Consider the following 16,164-nt stretch of genomic DNA (forward strand, 5'->3'; position numbering starts at 1 on the left):
CGGGCTGGTCATCGCGCCCGCCTGTCTCGGCGGCGTAGCTCGCTGGGGTAGATCAGTCCGAGGGAGGCGGCGAAGCCGACGTGTTGCCAGCCCCAGCATCGGCGGAGTTGGAGTTTGGCTGCGCGGGCGCGGGATTCCACGTCGGCGACGGCGTCGGGAAGGTGGTCGGGGTCGGTGACGGTGGTGGTGACGTAGAGCGTCCACAGGCCGACTCCGGCGCCGTGGGCTTCTTCGTCGGCGGCTTGGTTGGCGCGGGCCTCATCAAGGCGGTGGCGGGCGGTGTCGTCGAGTCCTCGGCGGCGACGCAGTCGTCGTCGGAAGGTCGTGCCCGCCGCTTCCCTGCCGACCGCGTCGGCGGCTGCGTCAGCGGGAAAGGCTTGGTAGTTGACGGAAACGCGGCGGTGGTAGCGGCCGGGCGCGGTGAGCGGGGCGAGGATGGTGGAGGTGACGAGCTGGTTGGGCAGGGCCTCCAGAGCCCAGGAGACGCTCCATCCGGAGTCGTGCCAGTAGTGGTCGTAGTGGGTGCGGGCGGTGACGGGTCCGGCTTCGCGCCAGGCGAGCAGGTGCTCCTCCTCGCGCAGGCGAGGGAGTTCGCTGCGGGAGGCGGGGTCGTAGGCGCCGCGCAGCCAGAGTGCGAAGTGCGCGGCGGAGGCGCGGCCGAGTGAGGCCACTCCGCACAGGGGCAGGTCTGCTTCGAGCGCGCCGCAGACGCGGCTGACCTCAGCCACGCGGTCAGCGTCGGTCCGAGGTTGAGGGCGGGCGCGGTTGGGTTGCAGGTGCAGGTTCAGGCGCACCGAGATCTCGGCGGTGGTGCCGCGGTGTGCGTCGGCGACCTCCAGCAGCGTCTCGCGGGCGATGGTTGGCGCGTCCGGTGCGAGGTTGGTGGTGAGGTAGTCCGAGATCGTGGTGGCTGCGGAGGGCGCGGATTCCACGACGACGGAGATCCACTCGACCATCGGCTCGTAGCCGAGGGCGGCTTTCCAGGCGGCCCAGTTGCCGATCCAGGCATCCGCGCGGTCCTGGTCGGCCAGGGCGAGACCGACGGGGGCGAGTTCGATGGCGGCGGTCATCCGGCCGGTGCGGCGACACCACAGCAGCCCGTAGGGCTGACCGAGTCCGTCCTGTGTGGACAGCGGCATGAGTGGGGCGAGAACGCCGGGCAGTTCGCGGCCTCGCGGGTGCCGGGTGAACACCTCGCGCTCCCAGTCCATCCACCGGTGCCGGCGCGCGGTGGCGGTCCGCAAGAAGAGAGCGAGGGCTCCGGCGAGGCTCGTGCCATGCGTTCGGTTCGGAATCAGAGTGAGCGCGGCGGTGAGCGCGGCGACCCCGACCGCGATGGGCATGATCACCATCGGCAGGCCGAAGCTGGTGGTCGCGATCCACAGCGCCAACGGCATGCCGATGCATCCGGCAAGCACTGCGGTCTGGAGCTCCGTGAGGAAGCCGACGCCGAATCCCTTGCGGGGGCGCCATCCTCCGTAAGTGCGGGGTTTGCTCATCGCGCACCTGCCTGGGTATCCGCGCCATCTGCGACGGCGAGAGCGGGCGGGTTGGGGGTGTCGGGCGGCGAGGCGCCACGGGACGGTTGCGTGCTGGCGCCGATGGGCAACGCGCTCGTGCCCGTCGCGCCGGTGGTGTCCGTCTGTGCTGCGCCGCTCGGGGACTGGTCGGCACCGTCGGCGACGCTCACGAGGCTGCGCGGGCCGGATTCGGCGCGTCCGGGACTCGGCGGCTCCGATGCCGCAGAGGTGCTGCCGTCGGGCAGGCCCGGCCCGATTCCTTGGTTCGCGGGGCTCAAGGAGGCACTTGCGGGGAAGGAGTTGCCGACATCTCCTTGGGGCTGGGGACCGTCGAGGGTGCGGCTGGCACCGATGCCGAGATTGCCGAGCGAGGATGCGGCGGCGCCGATTCCCGCCGCTGCCGACCCACTACCTCCGGAATTGACTAGCTGTTGTCCGCCCCAGTCAAAGAATCGCATCATGGTGGGCATGCTGATCACGGCCATCACGAGGATGGTGAGTCCGACGAGAATGGTGGAGAAATCGGTTCCGTGACCGAGGAGCTGAAGGCCGATGGAGAAGATGATCGCCGCGATCGGCTGATAGAGGATCAGCGAGAGGCACCAGCTCAACACTTTCAACAGCCAGGGCTTGGTGGCCTTGTTCAACTGTCCAGCTGCCGCGAGCGGGAGCAGGCACAGCAGGATGACCAACGCACCCATGCGGAAGAAGCCCAGCGCCCATTGAATTCCACCGACGAGGAACAGGGGAAAGCTGAGGAGGAAGATAGCGCCGGGGGCAGGACCGATCTGGCCCTGCATCGCGTCGCCGATACGCTTGGCGAAGAGATTGATGCTGTTGTCGAGTACGTGTTCGGCGAGGGCGATGCCAGCTTCGTAGACCAGCAGCGCGAGCGTGCCGCCGAGGGTGGACCATCCGACGAAGGCAAGTAGCCCAGTTGCAATGCTGATGAGGTTGTCGATCTTGCGTTGGAACATGATCTGAATTCCTTGCCAGATCATGCTGCCAACGAGCAAGGAGATTCCGACGTAGTAGAGCAGGTTCTGGATCGCAGGAATGGCGGGGTTGGTGAGCATGTCGCGTCGGTCGGTTTTCGTCCAGTACGTCATCGCTTCGGAAAGCAGTCTGACCGCGCCTTCGTTGAGGACTCGGGTCATGTTCGAGAACCAGCCGCCGGTGATGTCGTCGACAACCTCCGGGATGGACTTCATTTCGTAGCCGGTTGCGGAGGAGGTGGAGCCGGGGTATTTCTTGATGGCTTCACCGCGCATTTGCTCCACGCGGCGCACGTAGAGGTCGGAGAATTTGTTCCATTCCTCGCAGCGCCACCGGTCGTGGGCGTAGGTGTTCGTGCACTGCAGGTAGAACGCGTCACAAGGGGCGCGTTCGGCACCCACATAGCGATGCGCGTCGTCGACATCGTCGCTGCGTAGGAACCCGCTCTGGCGGTCGATGCAGCCGAACGAGGTGCCCTTGCCTGGCGTGAGGCCCCAGGGGAACGCGAACGGTTTCGCTCCTGGGTCGGTGCCGACCCAGGAGCGAATGTCGTTGACGCACAGCGGGCCGGGAATGTCCTTGGTCAGCTCGACGGCGAGCGCGCGGTAGCCGGCGAGAATCGCGTCGTTGCGCGGCTTGTCCTCGGGGTACAGCGGCTGCGGGCCGAAGAAGCTCTCCTGGAAGTGCGCCAACAGGTCCGGGGTGTCGGCGAGGACGGTGGCGACCCATCGGGAGAAGTCGCCACCGCGGGAGCGGCAGGGTTCGGCGGTCATCCACGGCGAGGTGTTCCATGCCGGACTGGCGGGCACGTACTTCGCCAATTTCGGTGGCAGGTCGGCGAGGTCGGTCACCGGCGCGGCAGCGGCGTGCCCGGCGAGGCTGGTGAACAGGACCAGCACGAGCAGGGCCACTGACATCCCGGTGCGGCCGAGCGAGAGGGCTCGTCCGGCGGGTCGGTGGCCCGTGCTCGCGGCGGTCACTGTGCCGCGCTCCCCTGCCTCGCGCGGCGCTTGCGGCGGATGATGACGACGGCGCTCGCGGTACCAAGGACGAGCAGTACGGCTACGCCGATCAGTGCGTAGGTGAGGCTGCGCCAGTTGATCTCGGTCGTGGTCGGCGCGACGGTGACGGCGGCGGGGTACCGTCCGATGGCATCGGCCCGAGCAGCCTCGAAGGACTCGACGTAGCGATCAGAGAGCGAGTTCCATTCCGCGCACCGCTCCAGATCCTCTTCAGGGGCGGCGGTGCAGGAGATCGCGAATCCATCACAGGCCAGGCGTTCCGCACCGACATTGCGGTTGAGTTCATGCTGTCGCCGCGAGGTGAGTGCGCGGTCTGTGCACGCGAAATCGCTTTGACTGTCCGCACTGGTTCCCCAGGCGAATCCGAACGGTTTCATCGCTGGATTCGGCGTGGCCCACTGGCGAGCGTCGGCGACGCACAGCGAACCGGGGAGGCCGTTAATCGTGCGCAGGGCCACGTCCTGGAAGCCCTGGAGAATGGCGTCTCGGCGTTCGAGGTCCTGGCCGGTGAGATGGTCTCCGAAAAGCGACGGTTGATAATGTCGAAGGAAGGTGGGTGTGGCAGCGAGTGAATAGGCCACCCAAACGGCGAAGTCTCCCCCACGGTCGCGGCAGGCAGGCATCGCCATCCATGGCGAATCGGCCCACTCCTGCGAGTCCGGGTCGTAGGGCTTCAACTGCTCCGGGAGATCGCTGATGCCGCGCGACTGGGCGATCCCAGCGGGGGCGATCATGGTCAGGCCGAGCAGGCTCACCAGCGACACGAGGACAACTCGCGCAAGATGCGAGCCCTTCGTGTTGATCATCTCTTGTCCTTTCCTGCTTCTTCGACTCTGGTCAGTTTTCGGGTAGTGCGATAAATCCCACGAGGGAGGCCGCACCGAGCATTAGGGCCAGCCCTGCCACAACCCAGGGAATGCGGATCGCGCCTTCGATGGCGAGGTTGTTACGGTTGCGGGCGCCGATGGCCATCATGATTCCGGCCGCGATCAGGGCCGCGACGGCGCCGATGAGTCCGCCCCATTTCAGCCACGCGAGCATGGTGGTGGTCGCCGCCACGAGCCTGCCTGGAGGCGCGACCGGGGCCGGGTCAGGAATGAGTGTGGGATTCTGTGCGAGAAAAAGCGCGAACGCGCGCGACAGCTCTGTTTTCATGTGGCAAGCCCCCGACTTGTGTGTTATCTCCCCCGAGATGCCGACAGCGGCGCAGGCCCGGCGTAGTGCCCCGTCGGCCGCGTCGCGAGCGGGTTCGGTCCGGCGCGCGCCCACGTTCCGGTGGCCGTTGCCGGGGTGGCGGCGCGGGGGTTGGCGCGGGCGATGGCGGCCTCGGTCGCCGCGGGGCGTCGAGGTGTCTGTGAGTAGAAGGCCCTCAGGGCTTCGGGCAGCTGGTTCAGAACGAGCCGCGTGCGGGCTCGGAGGTCACCGGGGCCGGGCGCCTCGACCAAGCCGGCCCAGCGGCGTTCGTAGGGCAGCGCCAGCTGGTATGCGAGGTGGGGTTTCGCGGCGGTGACGAACGACTTGGCCGCGCCTTGGAGGTCTCTGGGGGAGGTGGCCAGTACCACGAGGATGGGCGGGCGAGGGCTGAGCCAGAGGGCTGTGCCGATGTGGCGGGTGGCTGCGGCGGTGGTGTTGGTGACCAACATGGTCAGCTCGCCGCCGTGGTAGACGCCGGTGTCGGTCGCGGCCACTTCGGCGCGCTGCAGAAGGCGGACCCAGGTGGAGGTGCCCACGCCTCCAGCGACGCCAGCGATCGCCAGCGGTTGTCTCTGCCCACCCATGACCTCTCCTGAGCCGGATCGACGACGCTTCGGCGTCGAGACCGAGGGGTGGGTGGGCCATCCCGTCGGTTGGTTGTGTTGCTGGCGCTGGCCCCAGACCAGCGGTGGCGTGGTGCGCTGACGCGTTACTGCGCGCGGGCGCGGGGGTGCGTGGCTGGGCAGCGTCGAGGACCGCGAGGGCTCGGCGCTGCCCAGCTCTATCACCCCCCTCTACGGCGTGGGCGATCCACGAGCTGACGACCGGAGAAGAGCAGACCGGACAATGGGATCAGCGTTGTCGCGGCCATGCCCCCTCCTCGTCTCCTGTTCGTCGTGCCACCACGGGGTTGAGTGGGTTTCGGGATCGTGGTGTGCGGATCGCCTGATGCCGCAGCCCCCCGAAGGGTTAACTCCGGTCTACACCCTCTTGCCCCTTCGCGCCAGGAGCGCTCCTCACACGGGAGGTGTTGCTGTACAACGGTTATGCCCGAGCGTGTCGCCTAGTGTTCCTACACTGCAAGGAGTTACGGGGAGATCACCGCGTGCCCACTTGGTGGACGCCACAAGGCCGAGCGAGTTCCGCGCAACACTTTCCGACACGGAGCGACACCCACCAGTCGAAGCGAGGAGGCGTGCAACGATGCGTGTCCATTGTGGACAGTTGTTGCGGTCGTTGCTTCTGAGAGGCGGGCGAGCTTGTCACGCATGGGTCTTCGCGTGACGCGACGCGTGACAGCTGGATGCGCGCAGGACGTTCAGACTGGGGAGGAAGTCGTGGGAGGGGCCGGAAGGAGAAGTCCGTGCGCGTGCCCGGCTGCCGACGACGGTCGCCGCTGGGTGTCCGCTGTCGCGCAGTGCTCGGCGCAGAGTGCCGCGCGGGCGCGGCTCGGCCAAGCCGACGACGCGTCACGGGAACGCTTGGGAGGCCGTCGATGCACGGCAGCGCGCAGTCGCGGACTGCCGGGGCGGTCAGGGAGGTGGGTCAGCTCCACCGGGTGGTGCGCTGAAGCCGGATTCCGTTGATCTGCTGCTCGTGCAGGGCGGGTGCGTCGCCGTAGCGGAGCTGTGTCTCCTGCGCATCGAGTTCGTGCTCGACGTCAACTCCAGCGTCTCGGGGGCCGACTGCGCGAGGAGGACGGCGAGCACCCGGCGGGTGCTGGCAGGGCGCACGGTGCTGATGGTGCGGCGCTTCGGCGGCCACCGGTGCCGTGGTGCTCGGCGCGGGAGAAGAGCCTGTCGAGGTGTGGCAGTGGTCGCGGTGGGCGGGCGAGGTGCTCACGGTCGTCTCCTCTGGAGATGCTGGGGCGCACCGAGTTGGGGCGCGGGCGAGGAGGGCACGGCGGGAGGTGGGGTTGCGCTGGTTCCGCCGGTCTCGTGCTCGGGGCCCACCCCCGGTGTGCACGGGAACCGGCGAAACCAGCTCGCCGCCTGGAGTCGAATGTGGAGAGGCTGGGGGCCTCCGGGGACGACTCGGGCGGCGGTCGTGCGCGCGCGTGGCCTCGGTGGGCTCGGGGCTGGGCGCGCGCGAGGTCAGGGTTGCGGGTGGGCGGGGCAGGTACAGCGCTCGCGCAGGTCGCCGCGCAGGGGCCAGCCCCACCAGGTGTGCATCCAGTCCCCGACTTCCCAGGTGTCGGGTTGAGTGCCGCCTTCGGGGATGCTGCGGCCCGGGGTCAGCGGTGGGCGCGCGGCGGGTTCGCCGAGGATCGCATCGGCGCGGGGCTCGCGGAGCATGGTGGCGCAGGTGGTGAGCAGTGGCGCGACGGCGTCCCAGAGGGTGTCGTCGAGGCGGCCGTGCACGCCTGCCGCGTAGAGGGCGAACGCGGGGAGGCCGTCGAGGAGTTCGATCTGCAGGTCGACCACGAGCGGGATGCCGTGCTCGGCCAGCAGGCGTTTCGCCGCGCACAGAGCAAGCAGTTGAGGAGGGCCGATCTGGTGTCGACGGGCGAACCAGGGGCCGTAGTGGTGCCACAGGTGCTCGATGTCGATGTGCTCGCAGCAGGTTCGCGCGTACGCCGAGAGCGCATCCGGTGAGGCGGAGGGCCAGACGTGTCCGTCGAGTGCGTCGACGAGGCGGCGAGGAAGCAGCGTCTGGCCGGGGTCCAGGCGCCCAGCGCAGGAGCCGGGTTCGGGCTGCCACAGCAGCGGCCGGTGGACTGGGGACCACGGTGACTGGCCGAGTGCGGGCGCGGGCGGGTCGTTCGGCGGGTCGGGGCGAGGGTCGAACGGGATGGGTTGTGGTTGCTCGCTCGCGGCGGGGGCGCCGGGAGCGCGTTGCCACAGCCCGTGCCCTCGGGCCGCTGACCTCAGCCGGGCGCCGGGTGTCATCGGCGGCAGGTGCGCCTTCACTGCGGCGTCAGGTTTTTCCTCGTCTCGGCCCTCTGCGGTGTCGGCGTGGCGTGTCGCTGGTGTTCTTGTCCACCACCGTTGTCTGGCGCGTTTGGTCACGGACTCCCCCGGAGGTCAGCGTGGTGTTCACCGCGTGCGCGGCGGTTGGTCAGGACATCAACAGGTGCTCGCTCAGTGCGAGCGCCGAGTTGACGGAGTGGGGCGCGGCGATCGTCAGCGGCGTGCTCGCCCGGCTCGGGTGGGCGGAGTCGGTGTCGGGGAGGCGGACGAGCGCGCCGGCTTCGGCGGCGATGAGCGCGGCGGCATCCCAGGTGCAGTGATCCCACGGACGCAGCGTGGGGTCGACGATCGCGGCGAGGTTGCCGCTGGCGACGTCGCAGATGTCGAGGGTGCTCGCGCCGGTGCTGCGGAGGTCGCGCTGGTCCCACTCCGGTTCGGTGTCCGGGAGTTCCAGGATCGAGAGCGGATCGTGGACGGCGAACAGGCTGCTGCTCTCGGATTGCTCGTTCAGGTTCAGCTCGGTGGCGCGGCGCTCGTGCAACAGCCGGGCTCCCTCTCCCCGGGCTGCGCTCCACAGCTGCTGGCGTGCCGGAGCGATCACGGCTCCGGCGACGACGAAGCCGTCGACGGTGGCGGCGATGGAGATCGCCCACTGGTGATGACCGTTGCGGTAGTTGGTGATTCCGGCGACCGCATCGACGTTCCAGCACAGTCCGCCGGTGTCCGCGCTCGGGCTGGAGCGTGTGGAGTAGGTCGAGCCCGGGTGCTGGAGCACGATCCTGCTGTCCGGTCGGATGGCGCTCAGGCGGGTGTGGATCAGGTCGCCGACCTGGTTGACGATGTCGTCGGTGACCTCCAGCGCGCCCACGGTGTGTTGGTCGTTCTCGGTGCGCTGCGGCCGGATCGGACCGACGCCGAGCCGCGATGCCATCCGGTACAGGGTGATCGCGTAGACGCCCGCGTCGCGGCACACGTTTTCCGCGATCCCGCGCAGTGACCCAGCGTGATAACTGTTCGATTGATGTTCCCCCATACGGTCCAGTAAAGCACAGCCGAACGGACGACGTCCGGGATCGATACCACCTCGCCTGCAACACGATTGTGGTTGCTGTTCAACAACTCTGCGCGCGTTGACGTCGCCAGGTCAGACCGTCCCAGGATGCGACGTTGCGACTACTCAACGTGTTCTTTGAGAGACCTGGTGGTGTCACGCGGAGGGAGACGCGGATGTCACGCGTGACCTCACGCGCGCGGTCACAGCGCTCTCCGGAGATGAGCGGGGCCGGGTCGAGACTCTGGTTCAGCGCAGGCGAAGGGCGTGCGCGCCGAGCACGACGGCGAGGACGAGCACGAGGACGGCGAGGGTGATCATCCCGGTGGGCGCGGGGATGGCCAGCACGGCGAGGATGCCTGCCGCTGCGCATGATCCGAGATACTGTCCGGCGCGCAGTAGCCCGGTGGAGGTGGCCACTTGCGCTTCCGGTGCGGCGGCCAGGCAGCGGGACTGGTGGACGAGGTTGTGCACCCCGACAGGGAACCCGAGCAGCGCGACTGTCGTCACCAGCAGCGCGTCGCTGGTGGTGGAGGTGAGGATGCCCAGCAGCGCGAGCGCGGCGGTGGCGAGGACTCCGGCGGCGAGCAGCAGCAGCGGGCGGGCGCCCAGGCGAGGCAGGGCGCGTCCGGCGGCCCAGATCCCGACGGTGGCGGAGGCTGCCAGCGGGAGCATCAGCGCGCCCGTCGTCGCGGGGGCGTAGTGACGATGTTCCTGCAGCCACACGGGCAGCCCGTAGAGGATGAGGTCCAGGCCGAGGTAGACGGCGGCGGTGCGCAGGTACGTGCCGGTGAGGGTTCTGTTGCCGCGTAACAGGTTCAGGTCGAGGAAGGGGTGAGCGTGGCCGCGTTCCCACCACACCAGCGCCGTGATCTGGGCGGTGAGGGCGAGCGGCATCCACCAGCGTGGTTGGCTGAGCTCCAGCAGCAGCACCAGCGCCGTGGTCATGGTCGCCGCGCCGATCACCATGCCCGGCAAGTCCAGCGCGCGGCTCGCTGACGTCGTTGGCGGCCGGTGCGCGGGACGTGCTGGGGCGAGGCGGTGCACGGCGAGGGCGGAGCCGAGGGCGAGCGGGAGGGCCAGGGCGGTCACGGCGCGCCATCCGGCGAGCTGGGTGAGCAGGCCGCCGAGGACCGGTCCGCACGCGAGCGCGGCTTGCACGGCGCCGGAGATGACCGGCAGGCCGTGGGCGGGGTGGGTGCCGCGTTCGGCGTTGAGGGTGCGCAGGATCGCTACCGCGGCCGGGAATTGCGCGGCGCTGCCGAGGCCGAGGATGACGCGGGAGATCAGCAGCGTGGTGAGGTCGGGCGCCCAGGTGCCCAGTGCCGCTCCGGCGACGGTGAGGGCCAGGCCGCCGGTGAACACGGGGCGGGCGCCGTAGAGGTCGGCCAGGCGACCGATGATCGGTGCGCCGACACCGGTGGCGAGGTAGAGCGCGGCGACCACCCACGCGGTCTCGGTGTTCAGCCCGAACTCGGTGCGGATGGCGGGCAGGGCTACGGCGAATCCGGCGGAGACCAACGCTTGGATGCAGGTTCCCAGTGCCAGGAACGCGAGCAGCAGGCGCGGGTACGGCCGGACAGGGTGGTCGATGGTGGGGTTGGTGGTCGTGAGGGCTACGGCGGTCACGAGTCGGCAACTCCTCTCGTTTCGTCCACTGTGGACGGATTGGGGTGGGGTGTGGTCTGCGATGGCGTGGGGTCACGGTGTCCAGCCTTCGGCGCGGGCGAGGTCGAGGCGGGATTCGCAGAAGGTCTCGACTGGGATGCGTTTGCCGCGCGTGCTGCGATGACGGCTGCCCTCGGTGCACGGCCGCCGAGGCCGTGATCGGCAGGTGGGGCAGCAGAATCTGAGCGGGCCGTGGACCTCCTCGTAGGTCCAGCCGAACCGCTCGGCGGACGCGCGGTATAAGGCGTTGATCTTTCTGATGGTGGCGGGGTTCGCCGGAGGCAGCGCGGCTCGGGCTTGGGGTTTTTGCCGGTGGTGTCGGATGATCGCGGTGATGTGTCCCGGCTTGAGAAATTCGGTGCTGTGGGTGTAGTGGACTTGGACGGCGGCGAGCGCCTCGGGCAGCGTCCAGCGCGCCCGGGTGGCGATGTGCAGCCACATCTCCAGCTGCTCTGGTGTCGGCAGCTTGCGGTAGTCCACCAGCGTCGCGGCTGCCCAGACCTGGCACATGTCGGCTTTCGACATGGGCCGCCACGGGGTGAGGGCGTCCTTGGGCGCAGTCACGGCAGCGCCCCGTAGACCACGGTCGCCTCCAGCACGTCCGGGTCCGCCTCGACGCGCGTTCCTCCGGAGAGCAGCCAGGCGATCTTGGCTTCCATCGAGTCCGCGCTCGTGCCGCGTTGTGCTGCTCGGTTCGGGCGGTTGTGCTCGGCCCGGTACTGCAGCAGCAGGGTGTCGAAGTGCTGGTGGAACTTGGGCATCGACAGGATGCGGGCGTGCCAGAAGTCGTGGCGCGCCGCCCAGTCGAGCACGTTCACCACCGTCTCGAACTCCAGGTGCCGGTTGTCGGCGGTGAGCAGGCGGCGGGCGTGATCGCGCCAGGCGTGGGTGACCTTGGCGCGGGCACCGTTGCCCCGCACGGCCTGGGCCAGGCGCTGGCACAGCAGCTCGGCCTGATCACGCTCGGCCGGGCTTGCGCGCTCCGGAGTGCTGCGCGGGGGCGGTGGTGTTGTTCGTCGAGTGGTCGTGGTGGTCCTGGATTGTTCTGGAGTGGACTGGTGTGCAGTGGGGTGGTCTGGGTTGGTCTGGAGTGGACTGGTGTGGTCTGGTCCGCGTGACTCACGCGTGACATCGAAAGGCTGCTGGTCGTGTTCGCTCGGCGCGGCTTGGTGTTCGTCCTCAGCGGGGCGGCGGCGGAGATGCTCGTCCAGGTGCGTGACGGTGGCTGCGTTCTCCTCCGCGCGTGCCGCAGGGGGTTCGGTGTCGGCCTCGGCAGGGTCGGGGGCCTCCGCAGGCTGATGCCTCGGGCGTTCGTCGGATTCGGTGTGCGCGGGCGCCGCGTTGCCCTCGGTGGCCGCGGTGTCCTCAGCCTGTTCGGCGCGGCGTTTGCTGCGCCATTTTCGTTGACGCAGACGGTCAACTTCTCGTTTGTGCTCGATGTGGGCTTGCATCGCCATCGGTGGCCAGTCGCGGATCTGGTAGCCGTCGTCGGTGGTCTCCCACAGCTGAAACTCCTCGCTGGTGAGGATTCCCACGAGCTTGTCCAGCTCGCTCTTCTTCAGTCCGGACACGCGGCGCAACATCTTGGACGTGATCGCGCCGTCGGTGCCGATCTTGGCTGACCACAGGCACGTCATCATGTGCAGCTTGAATGCCTTGGCGGGCAGCAGTTCGTACTGCGGTGATCCGTAGTGCTCGTCCAGGAACGGAAAAAACGGCATGGAGATCCCCGAGAAGGTCGCGCACCGGCGGAGGTTCGCGGCGGCGCTGGAGCTGATGGAGCGGAGCGGTCTGGCCGCGCGTGCGCGGGAGGCGCGCGCACGCGGCCAGCGGAGGTCGCACAGGTTTCGGTGTGGTGTGCAACGGAAACGGCCCACTCCGTGGAGGTGGTCGCGGAGTGGGCCGTGCACCACGAGCGACCCGGCCGCGCCAGGCGCAGCCGGGAAGCCGGATGTGGTGGTGCGCAGGAGCTCTACCCGGTGACCGTCAGCTCGTGGTTGGGCTCGGCGGTCGCCTTGGCCGCCGGGACGCGGGGCGGAAGCGTCGCGGTGGGCTTGGGTGTGGTGGTCGAGGGTGTGGTGGAGCTGGTGGGCGGTGGGCTCGTCGGGTTCGGCGTGCTCGGGCGCGGCGTGGACGTCGGCTGGCCTCCGCTCGTGCCGCAGGCCACCTTGCCGACGCTGATCTGCAGGCCCGGCAACGTGATCCGGGCTCCGATGCCTGCTCCGCCGGGTGCCACCGACACCCCGCTGGGAGCGGAGCCGGTGATCTGCGGCGCGCCGGTGACGCCGTTGACACAGGTGATCGACACCGACGGGAGGGCCATGCCGCCGACGGTGAGCCCGGTGATGGTGGCCCGCGCGTAGCCCGGCTTCACCTGGAGGGCGGCGGTGGCCGACACCACTTTGTCCGGGCCGCGGCTGCTCACGCGTTCACTGAGGCTCGCGGTGCCGGTGACCGTCGGCTGCCACTCCTGTGAGGTCGTCCCGGAGAGGTGAATCCCGGAGGCGGTGGACTGGGAGGGTGCGGCGAGCGCGGTCGGCAGGGCGCTGACGCCGAGGGTGAGGCCGCTGGCGGCGAGTGCGCCGAGGGCGAGCAGCGAGGTCGGGCGGTGCAGGTGGCTGCTGATGCGGACGGACATGGTTTCCCCCTGGGGAGGTCTCGGATAACGGGTGAGGCTGGGGTGTGGAGGTGGTGGGTTAGGTGATGAGCACGGGGGTGCCGAGGTCGAGGTCCTCCAGCACGGCGCGGGCTTTGGCGGGGATGCGGATGCAGCCGTCGGTGGTGTCGAGGCCGCGCGGGGTTTCGTTGTGCCAGCCGTGGATCGCGACGGTTCCGGGTCCTCCGCCGTAGGTGAGGTGGGTCTGCGAGTGCGTGCCCAGCGGCCACACCAGGGCCGAGTACGGGGTGGGTGAGTGCGGGCCGCCTTGCAGTTGCGCCAGGACGAAGGTGCGCCCCGGGGGCGTGGGCGAGGCCGCGTTGCCGACGTCGACGCGCCAGGTGCCGAGGTCGCGGCTGTTCCACCGGCCCTGGGGCGCGGTGCGGACGGTGAGGGTGTGGCGGGCGCGATTGATGACTACGAGGTGGCGGACCGGGTTGAGTTCGACGTCGCGCTCGCCGGAGACCCACCCCGTCGACGAGTTGGGGCGGCTCGGGAGCAGCACGCGCAGCCACGTTCCCCACTGCTGCACCACGGGAACGGCGGTGGGCGAGGAGCCGATCTGGGTCGCGGGCAGGGTCGCGATGGGTGTTCCGTGGGGTGCGTCGAACACCGCGATCGTGCGGGTGGGGCGCAGGATCGTGGACGGGTCGGCGCTACCCGGGTCGAGAGGTGCGGCCGGGATGTCGCTGTAGGTGGTGGATTCCGGCAGCTGGGCGAGCTGCTCCGGCGTGAGTTCGCCGACCGGGGGCGCGACGTGGTCGGCCGGGCGGTGGGGGGCGGCGTCGGCGGTCTTGATCTGGATCGGCGGCTCGGGTGGGGTCGGTGCGGGTTTGAGGGCGATCGCGAGGAAGGCCAGGAGTGCTGCCAGCAGGGCGGCGAGCGCGCCGAGGTAGTAGTGGCGGCGCCGTGGCCGGTCGGGTTCGTGCTCGATGGGTGCGGCGGGGTGCAGGGTGTGCACGATCGGCTCGGTCTCCGGTGTGGACTCGGGGTTGGAGCGGTCGTGGGAGTTGTTGGTGCTCACCGTGTTTCTCCGGTTTTCCCGGGGGAAGGGGTGCGGGGGCGGGACACCCCCCGAGATGTCCCGCCCCCGCTGGTCAGCGTCCGATCCGATCCAGGAACCCACTCCCGGAGGGGACGCCGAGTCCGGTCAGGTTGTCCCAGCCACGTCGTGTCTGGAGGGTTTGCGGGCGTTCGTCGAGTCCGCGCAGCCGCCCGCCGGGGGTGTCGGTGGGGGTCCAGATCCCGGCGTCGGCGTACACGACGTCACGCGGCGCGGCGACGCCTCGCAGCTGGTAGAGCGAGGGATTGAGGAACCCGACCCGGCGTCCCTGGGCTTGGTTGGCGTTGGCGATCATCCCGGCGAGCAGCGGTGCGGCCAGGCTGGTGCCGCCCATCGCCCCGGCGAAAGAGGTGGAGTGGTAGCGCCAGGAGACCCAGAGCCCGGTGTAGGGATCGCCGAGCGAGGAGATGTCCGGGATCGCGCGCTGGCCTTGGGCGATCTGCTCGGGGACGATGCCGCGCTGCCAGTCCGGGGCCGGGTAGACCGCCGAGGTGCCGCCGCCTCCGCCGTCACCGTGCTCGAAGCGGTTGTTCTCCTTCGTCCAGGTGGTGCCGGAGAGGGTGTAGCGGGTGTGGGCCCATCCGGTCTCGATCACGGGTTTGTGGGCGCGGTCCAATCCTGTGGAGGTGCCGCCCGCGGCGGTGATCCAGGGGTTGGCCGCCGGGAGCATGAGCGCCGGTTTGCCGTCCGGGGTGCGCGCGGAGTTGTCGCCGTCATCGCCGGAGGCTGCGATGAGGGTGATGCCTTGGATGGCGGCTTGCACGCCGAGGCTGGAGATCAGCTCGTGCAGCGCGGGGTTGACGGTCTCGCCGATCGCCCCCCAGGACAGCGACAGGATCTGGGTGGCGTTGTAGGTGATCGCGGCTTGGAGTGCGGCGTACATGTGCGCGGTCGCGCACGAGGAAGCGCCGAAGGTGCGGAAGGTCGCCTCAGGTGCCATCGAGCGCTGGGCGGCCAGGTCGAGTGCTTCCTCCCCTGCCCAGTCGGCCTGGTTGCAGCCGCCGACGTTCTCCGTCGGGAACGGGGTGGGGTTGAGCTGGTGGGGTTTCATGGGTGGCAAGCCCATGGTCGCCGCCCACGCGTTGTGGTCGGTGAGGATGCGGGGGTTGGAGTAGGCCACGACGAAGCCGACGGTGGCGCCTGCGCCAGTGTGCTCGGGGTGGAGCTGGTGCATCGCGCGCATCGCGGCGGCGGAGTTGCCGCAGTTCTGGTTGGACTGGTTGCGGTAGCGCTGAGGGACGGGCGCGTTCTGCTCGCCCCACCAGCGCGCGCACCCGGTGCCCGGCTGATCACCCGGTGCGGGTGGCACGGTCGGTCCCGGCATCAACGGCGCCACGGTGCCCGGCTGCGCGGAGGTGGCGCCGCGCACGTGCTGCGGCTGGACGGTGTCGGTCGTGGACAGCCCGAGCACGGCGGTCACCTTGCCTTGTAGAGCTTTCGGGATGCTCGGGGGTGTGGACGGGGCGCGCGCCGCGTCGGCCGCGCGCGAGGTGGCGTGCAGGGTGGTCGCGAAGGCGGTGTTGAGGTTCTTGACGGTGCCGGTGATCGACATGGACTGGCTGCCCTCAGGGCTGGGCTGCACGGTGAGGCCGGTGGAGCGCACCCAGTCGGCGACCGCGTGCCGGGTGTCCTCCGTGGGCCCGAAGCGGGTCGCGAACTCTTTCGGTGAGAGCGGGGCGTGGGCGTGGGTGGCGACCTGGTGGGCGAGGCGCTCGGCGCCGGCCCGGTCGCGCAGCGGCAGCACGATCTCGATGCCGATCTGCCGCTCCGTCGGCAGCGGGCTCGCCGCGGTCCTGGGTGTGGAGGCGGCCAGGGGCGGGGACCCGGCGATCTCGACGCGCTCGCCCGCGCCGACGGTCTGCGCGGTGGCCGCGCCCGCCAGGTTCGCGGTGGCGGTGACGGTGGCGGTCGCGGTAATCAGCACCGCGAGGCGCCGGGCCGTGGTGGATATGCGCATGAAGAAACCCCCTGAATCGTGGACTGCATTCGATGAATGGCCAGCGGGCGCTGACCGGAAGAAAGGGATGGGGCGCCGGGGATGCTCCGGTGCGTGCCTCTGGGAGAGAGGTGCCCGCTGCGTGGTCG

General features: G+C 69.7%; 14 protein-coding genes. All 14 read right to left on the bottom strand.

What is annotated here, in order from left to right; genetic code table 11:
* Positions 1-8: 8 nt before the first annotated feature.
* The 14 genes from ABD798_RS17435 to ABD798_RS17500 all read right to left on the bottom strand — a co-directional run bounded on the left by ABD798_RS17435 (position 9) and on the right by ABD798_RS17500 (position 16,036).
* A complete protein-coding gene (locus ABD798_RS17435; RefSeq protein WP_344875995.1) occupies positions 9-1,499 on the bottom strand; it encodes an SCO6880 family protein in 1,491 nt (496 codons plus the stop codon).
* On the bottom strand, positions 1,496-3,496 hold the full coding sequence (locus tag ABD798_RS17440; RefSeq protein WP_344875997.1) for a hypothetical protein: 2,001 nt from the start codon (positions 3,494-3,496) through the stop codon (positions 1,496-1,498). Before ABD798_RS17440 ends, ABD798_RS17435 begins: the two co-directional genes overlap by 4 nt.
* Positions 3,493-4,344 (bottom strand): hypothetical protein, encoded by an 852-nt coding sequence (locus ABD798_RS17445; protein WP_344875999.1) that lies wholly within the window; start codon positions 4,342-4,344, stop codon positions 3,493-3,495. The genes ABD798_RS17440 and ABD798_RS17445 overlap by 4 nt, the downstream gene beginning before the upstream one ends.
* A 31-nt stretch (positions 4,345-4,375) precedes the next feature.
* Positions 4,376-4,693 (bottom strand): hypothetical protein, encoded by a 318-nt coding sequence (locus tag ABD798_RS17450; RefSeq protein WP_344876001.1) that lies wholly within the window; start codon positions 4,691-4,693, stop codon positions 4,376-4,378.
* Positions 4,694-4,716: 23 nt separating this feature from the next.
* Entirely contained in the window at positions 4,717-5,316 is a 600-nt protein-coding gene (locus ABD798_RS17455) for a hypothetical protein (RefSeq protein WP_344876003.1), read from the bottom strand.
* A 961-nt stretch (positions 5,317-6,277) separates the two neighbouring features.
* Positions 6,278-6,574, bottom strand: coding sequence for a hypothetical protein (locus ABD798_RS17460; RefSeq protein WP_344876005.1), 297 nt, complete (start codon positions 6,572-6,574; stop codon positions 6,278-6,280).
* 251 nt (positions 6,575-6,825) lie between these two features.
* Positions 6,826-7,641, bottom strand: a complete 816-nt coding sequence (locus ABD798_RS17465) for a hypothetical protein (protein ID WP_344876006.1) — start codon at positions 7,639-7,641, stop codon at positions 6,826-6,828.
* Positions 7,642-7,789: 148 nt separating this feature from the next.
* A complete protein-coding gene (locus ABD798_RS17470) occupies positions 7,790-8,614 on the bottom strand; it encodes an inositol monophosphatase family protein (RefSeq protein ID WP_344876008.1) in 825 nt (274 codons plus the stop codon).
* Between the two features lie 327 nt (positions 8,615-8,941).
* Positions 8,942-10,321 (bottom strand): MFS transporter, encoded by a 1,380-nt coding sequence (locus ABD798_RS17475; RefSeq protein WP_344876010.1) that lies wholly within the window; start codon positions 10,319-10,321, stop codon positions 8,942-8,944.
* 72 nt (positions 10,322-10,393) lie between these two features.
* Positions 10,394-10,924: a hypothetical protein gene (locus ABD798_RS17480; RefSeq protein WP_344876012.1), complete on the bottom strand. Its 531-nt coding sequence runs from the start codon at positions 10,922-10,924 to the stop codon at positions 10,394-10,396.
* A complete protein-coding gene (locus ABD798_RS17485; protein ID WP_344876014.1) occupies positions 10,921-12,081 on the bottom strand; it encodes a hypothetical protein in 1,161 nt (386 codons plus the stop codon). Before ABD798_RS17485 ends, ABD798_RS17480 begins: the two co-directional genes overlap by 4 nt.
* Positions 12,082-12,332: 251 nt before the next feature.
* Positions 12,333-12,998 carry a hypothetical protein gene (locus ABD798_RS17490; protein WP_344876016.1) on the bottom strand — a complete coding sequence of 222 codons (666 nt, stop codon included), beginning with the start codon at positions 12,996-12,998 and terminating at the stop codon, positions 12,333-12,335.
* Between the two features lie 58 nt (positions 12,999-13,056).
* Positions 13,057-14,040 carry a L,D-transpeptidase gene (locus tag ABD798_RS17495; RefSeq protein ID WP_344876018.1) on the bottom strand — a complete coding sequence of 328 codons (984 nt, stop codon included), beginning with the start codon at positions 14,038-14,040 and terminating at the stop codon, positions 13,057-13,059.
* A gap of 73 nt (positions 14,041-14,113) precedes the next feature.
* Entirely contained in the window at positions 14,114-16,036 is a 1,923-nt protein-coding gene (locus tag ABD798_RS17500) for a S53 family peptidase (protein ID WP_344876020.1), read from the bottom strand.
* Between the last annotated feature and the right edge of the window lie 128 nt (positions 16,037-16,164).

The organism is Allokutzneria multivorans (assembly GCF_039537405.1).
In the GTDB taxonomy this organism is placed as follows: domain Bacteria; phylum Actinomycetota; class Actinomycetes; order Mycobacteriales; family Pseudonocardiaceae; genus Allokutzneria; species Allokutzneria multivorans.

Coding starts and splice junctions, on each gene's coding strand:
- ABD798_RS17490 (WP_344876016.1), bottom strand. CDS start 12,998: ATGTCCGTCCGCATCAGCAGCCACCTGCACCGCCCGACCTCGCTGCTC.
- ABD798_RS17500 (WP_344876020.1), bottom strand. CDS start 16,036: ATGCGCATATCCACCACGGCCCGGCGCCTCGCGGTGCTGATTACCGCG.
- ABD798_RS17435 (WP_344875995.1), bottom strand. CDS start 1,499: ATGAGCAAACCCCGCACTTACGGAGGATGGCGCCCCCGCAAGGGATTC.
- ABD798_RS17450 (WP_344876001.1), bottom strand. CDS start 4,693: ATGAAAACAGAGCTGTCGCGCGCGTTCGCGCTTTTTCTCGCACAGAAT.
- ABD798_RS17455 (WP_344876003.1), bottom strand. CDS start 5,316: ATGGGTGGGCAGAGACAACCGCTGGCGATCGCTGGCGTCGCTGGAGGC.
- ABD798_RS17485 (WP_344876014.1), bottom strand. CDS start 12,081: ATGCCGTTTTTTCCGTTCCTGGACGAGCACTACGGATCACCGCAGTAC.
- ABD798_RS17445 (WP_344875999.1), bottom strand. CDS start 4,344: ATGATCAACACGAAGGGCTCGCATCTTGCGCGAGTTGTCCTCGTGTCG.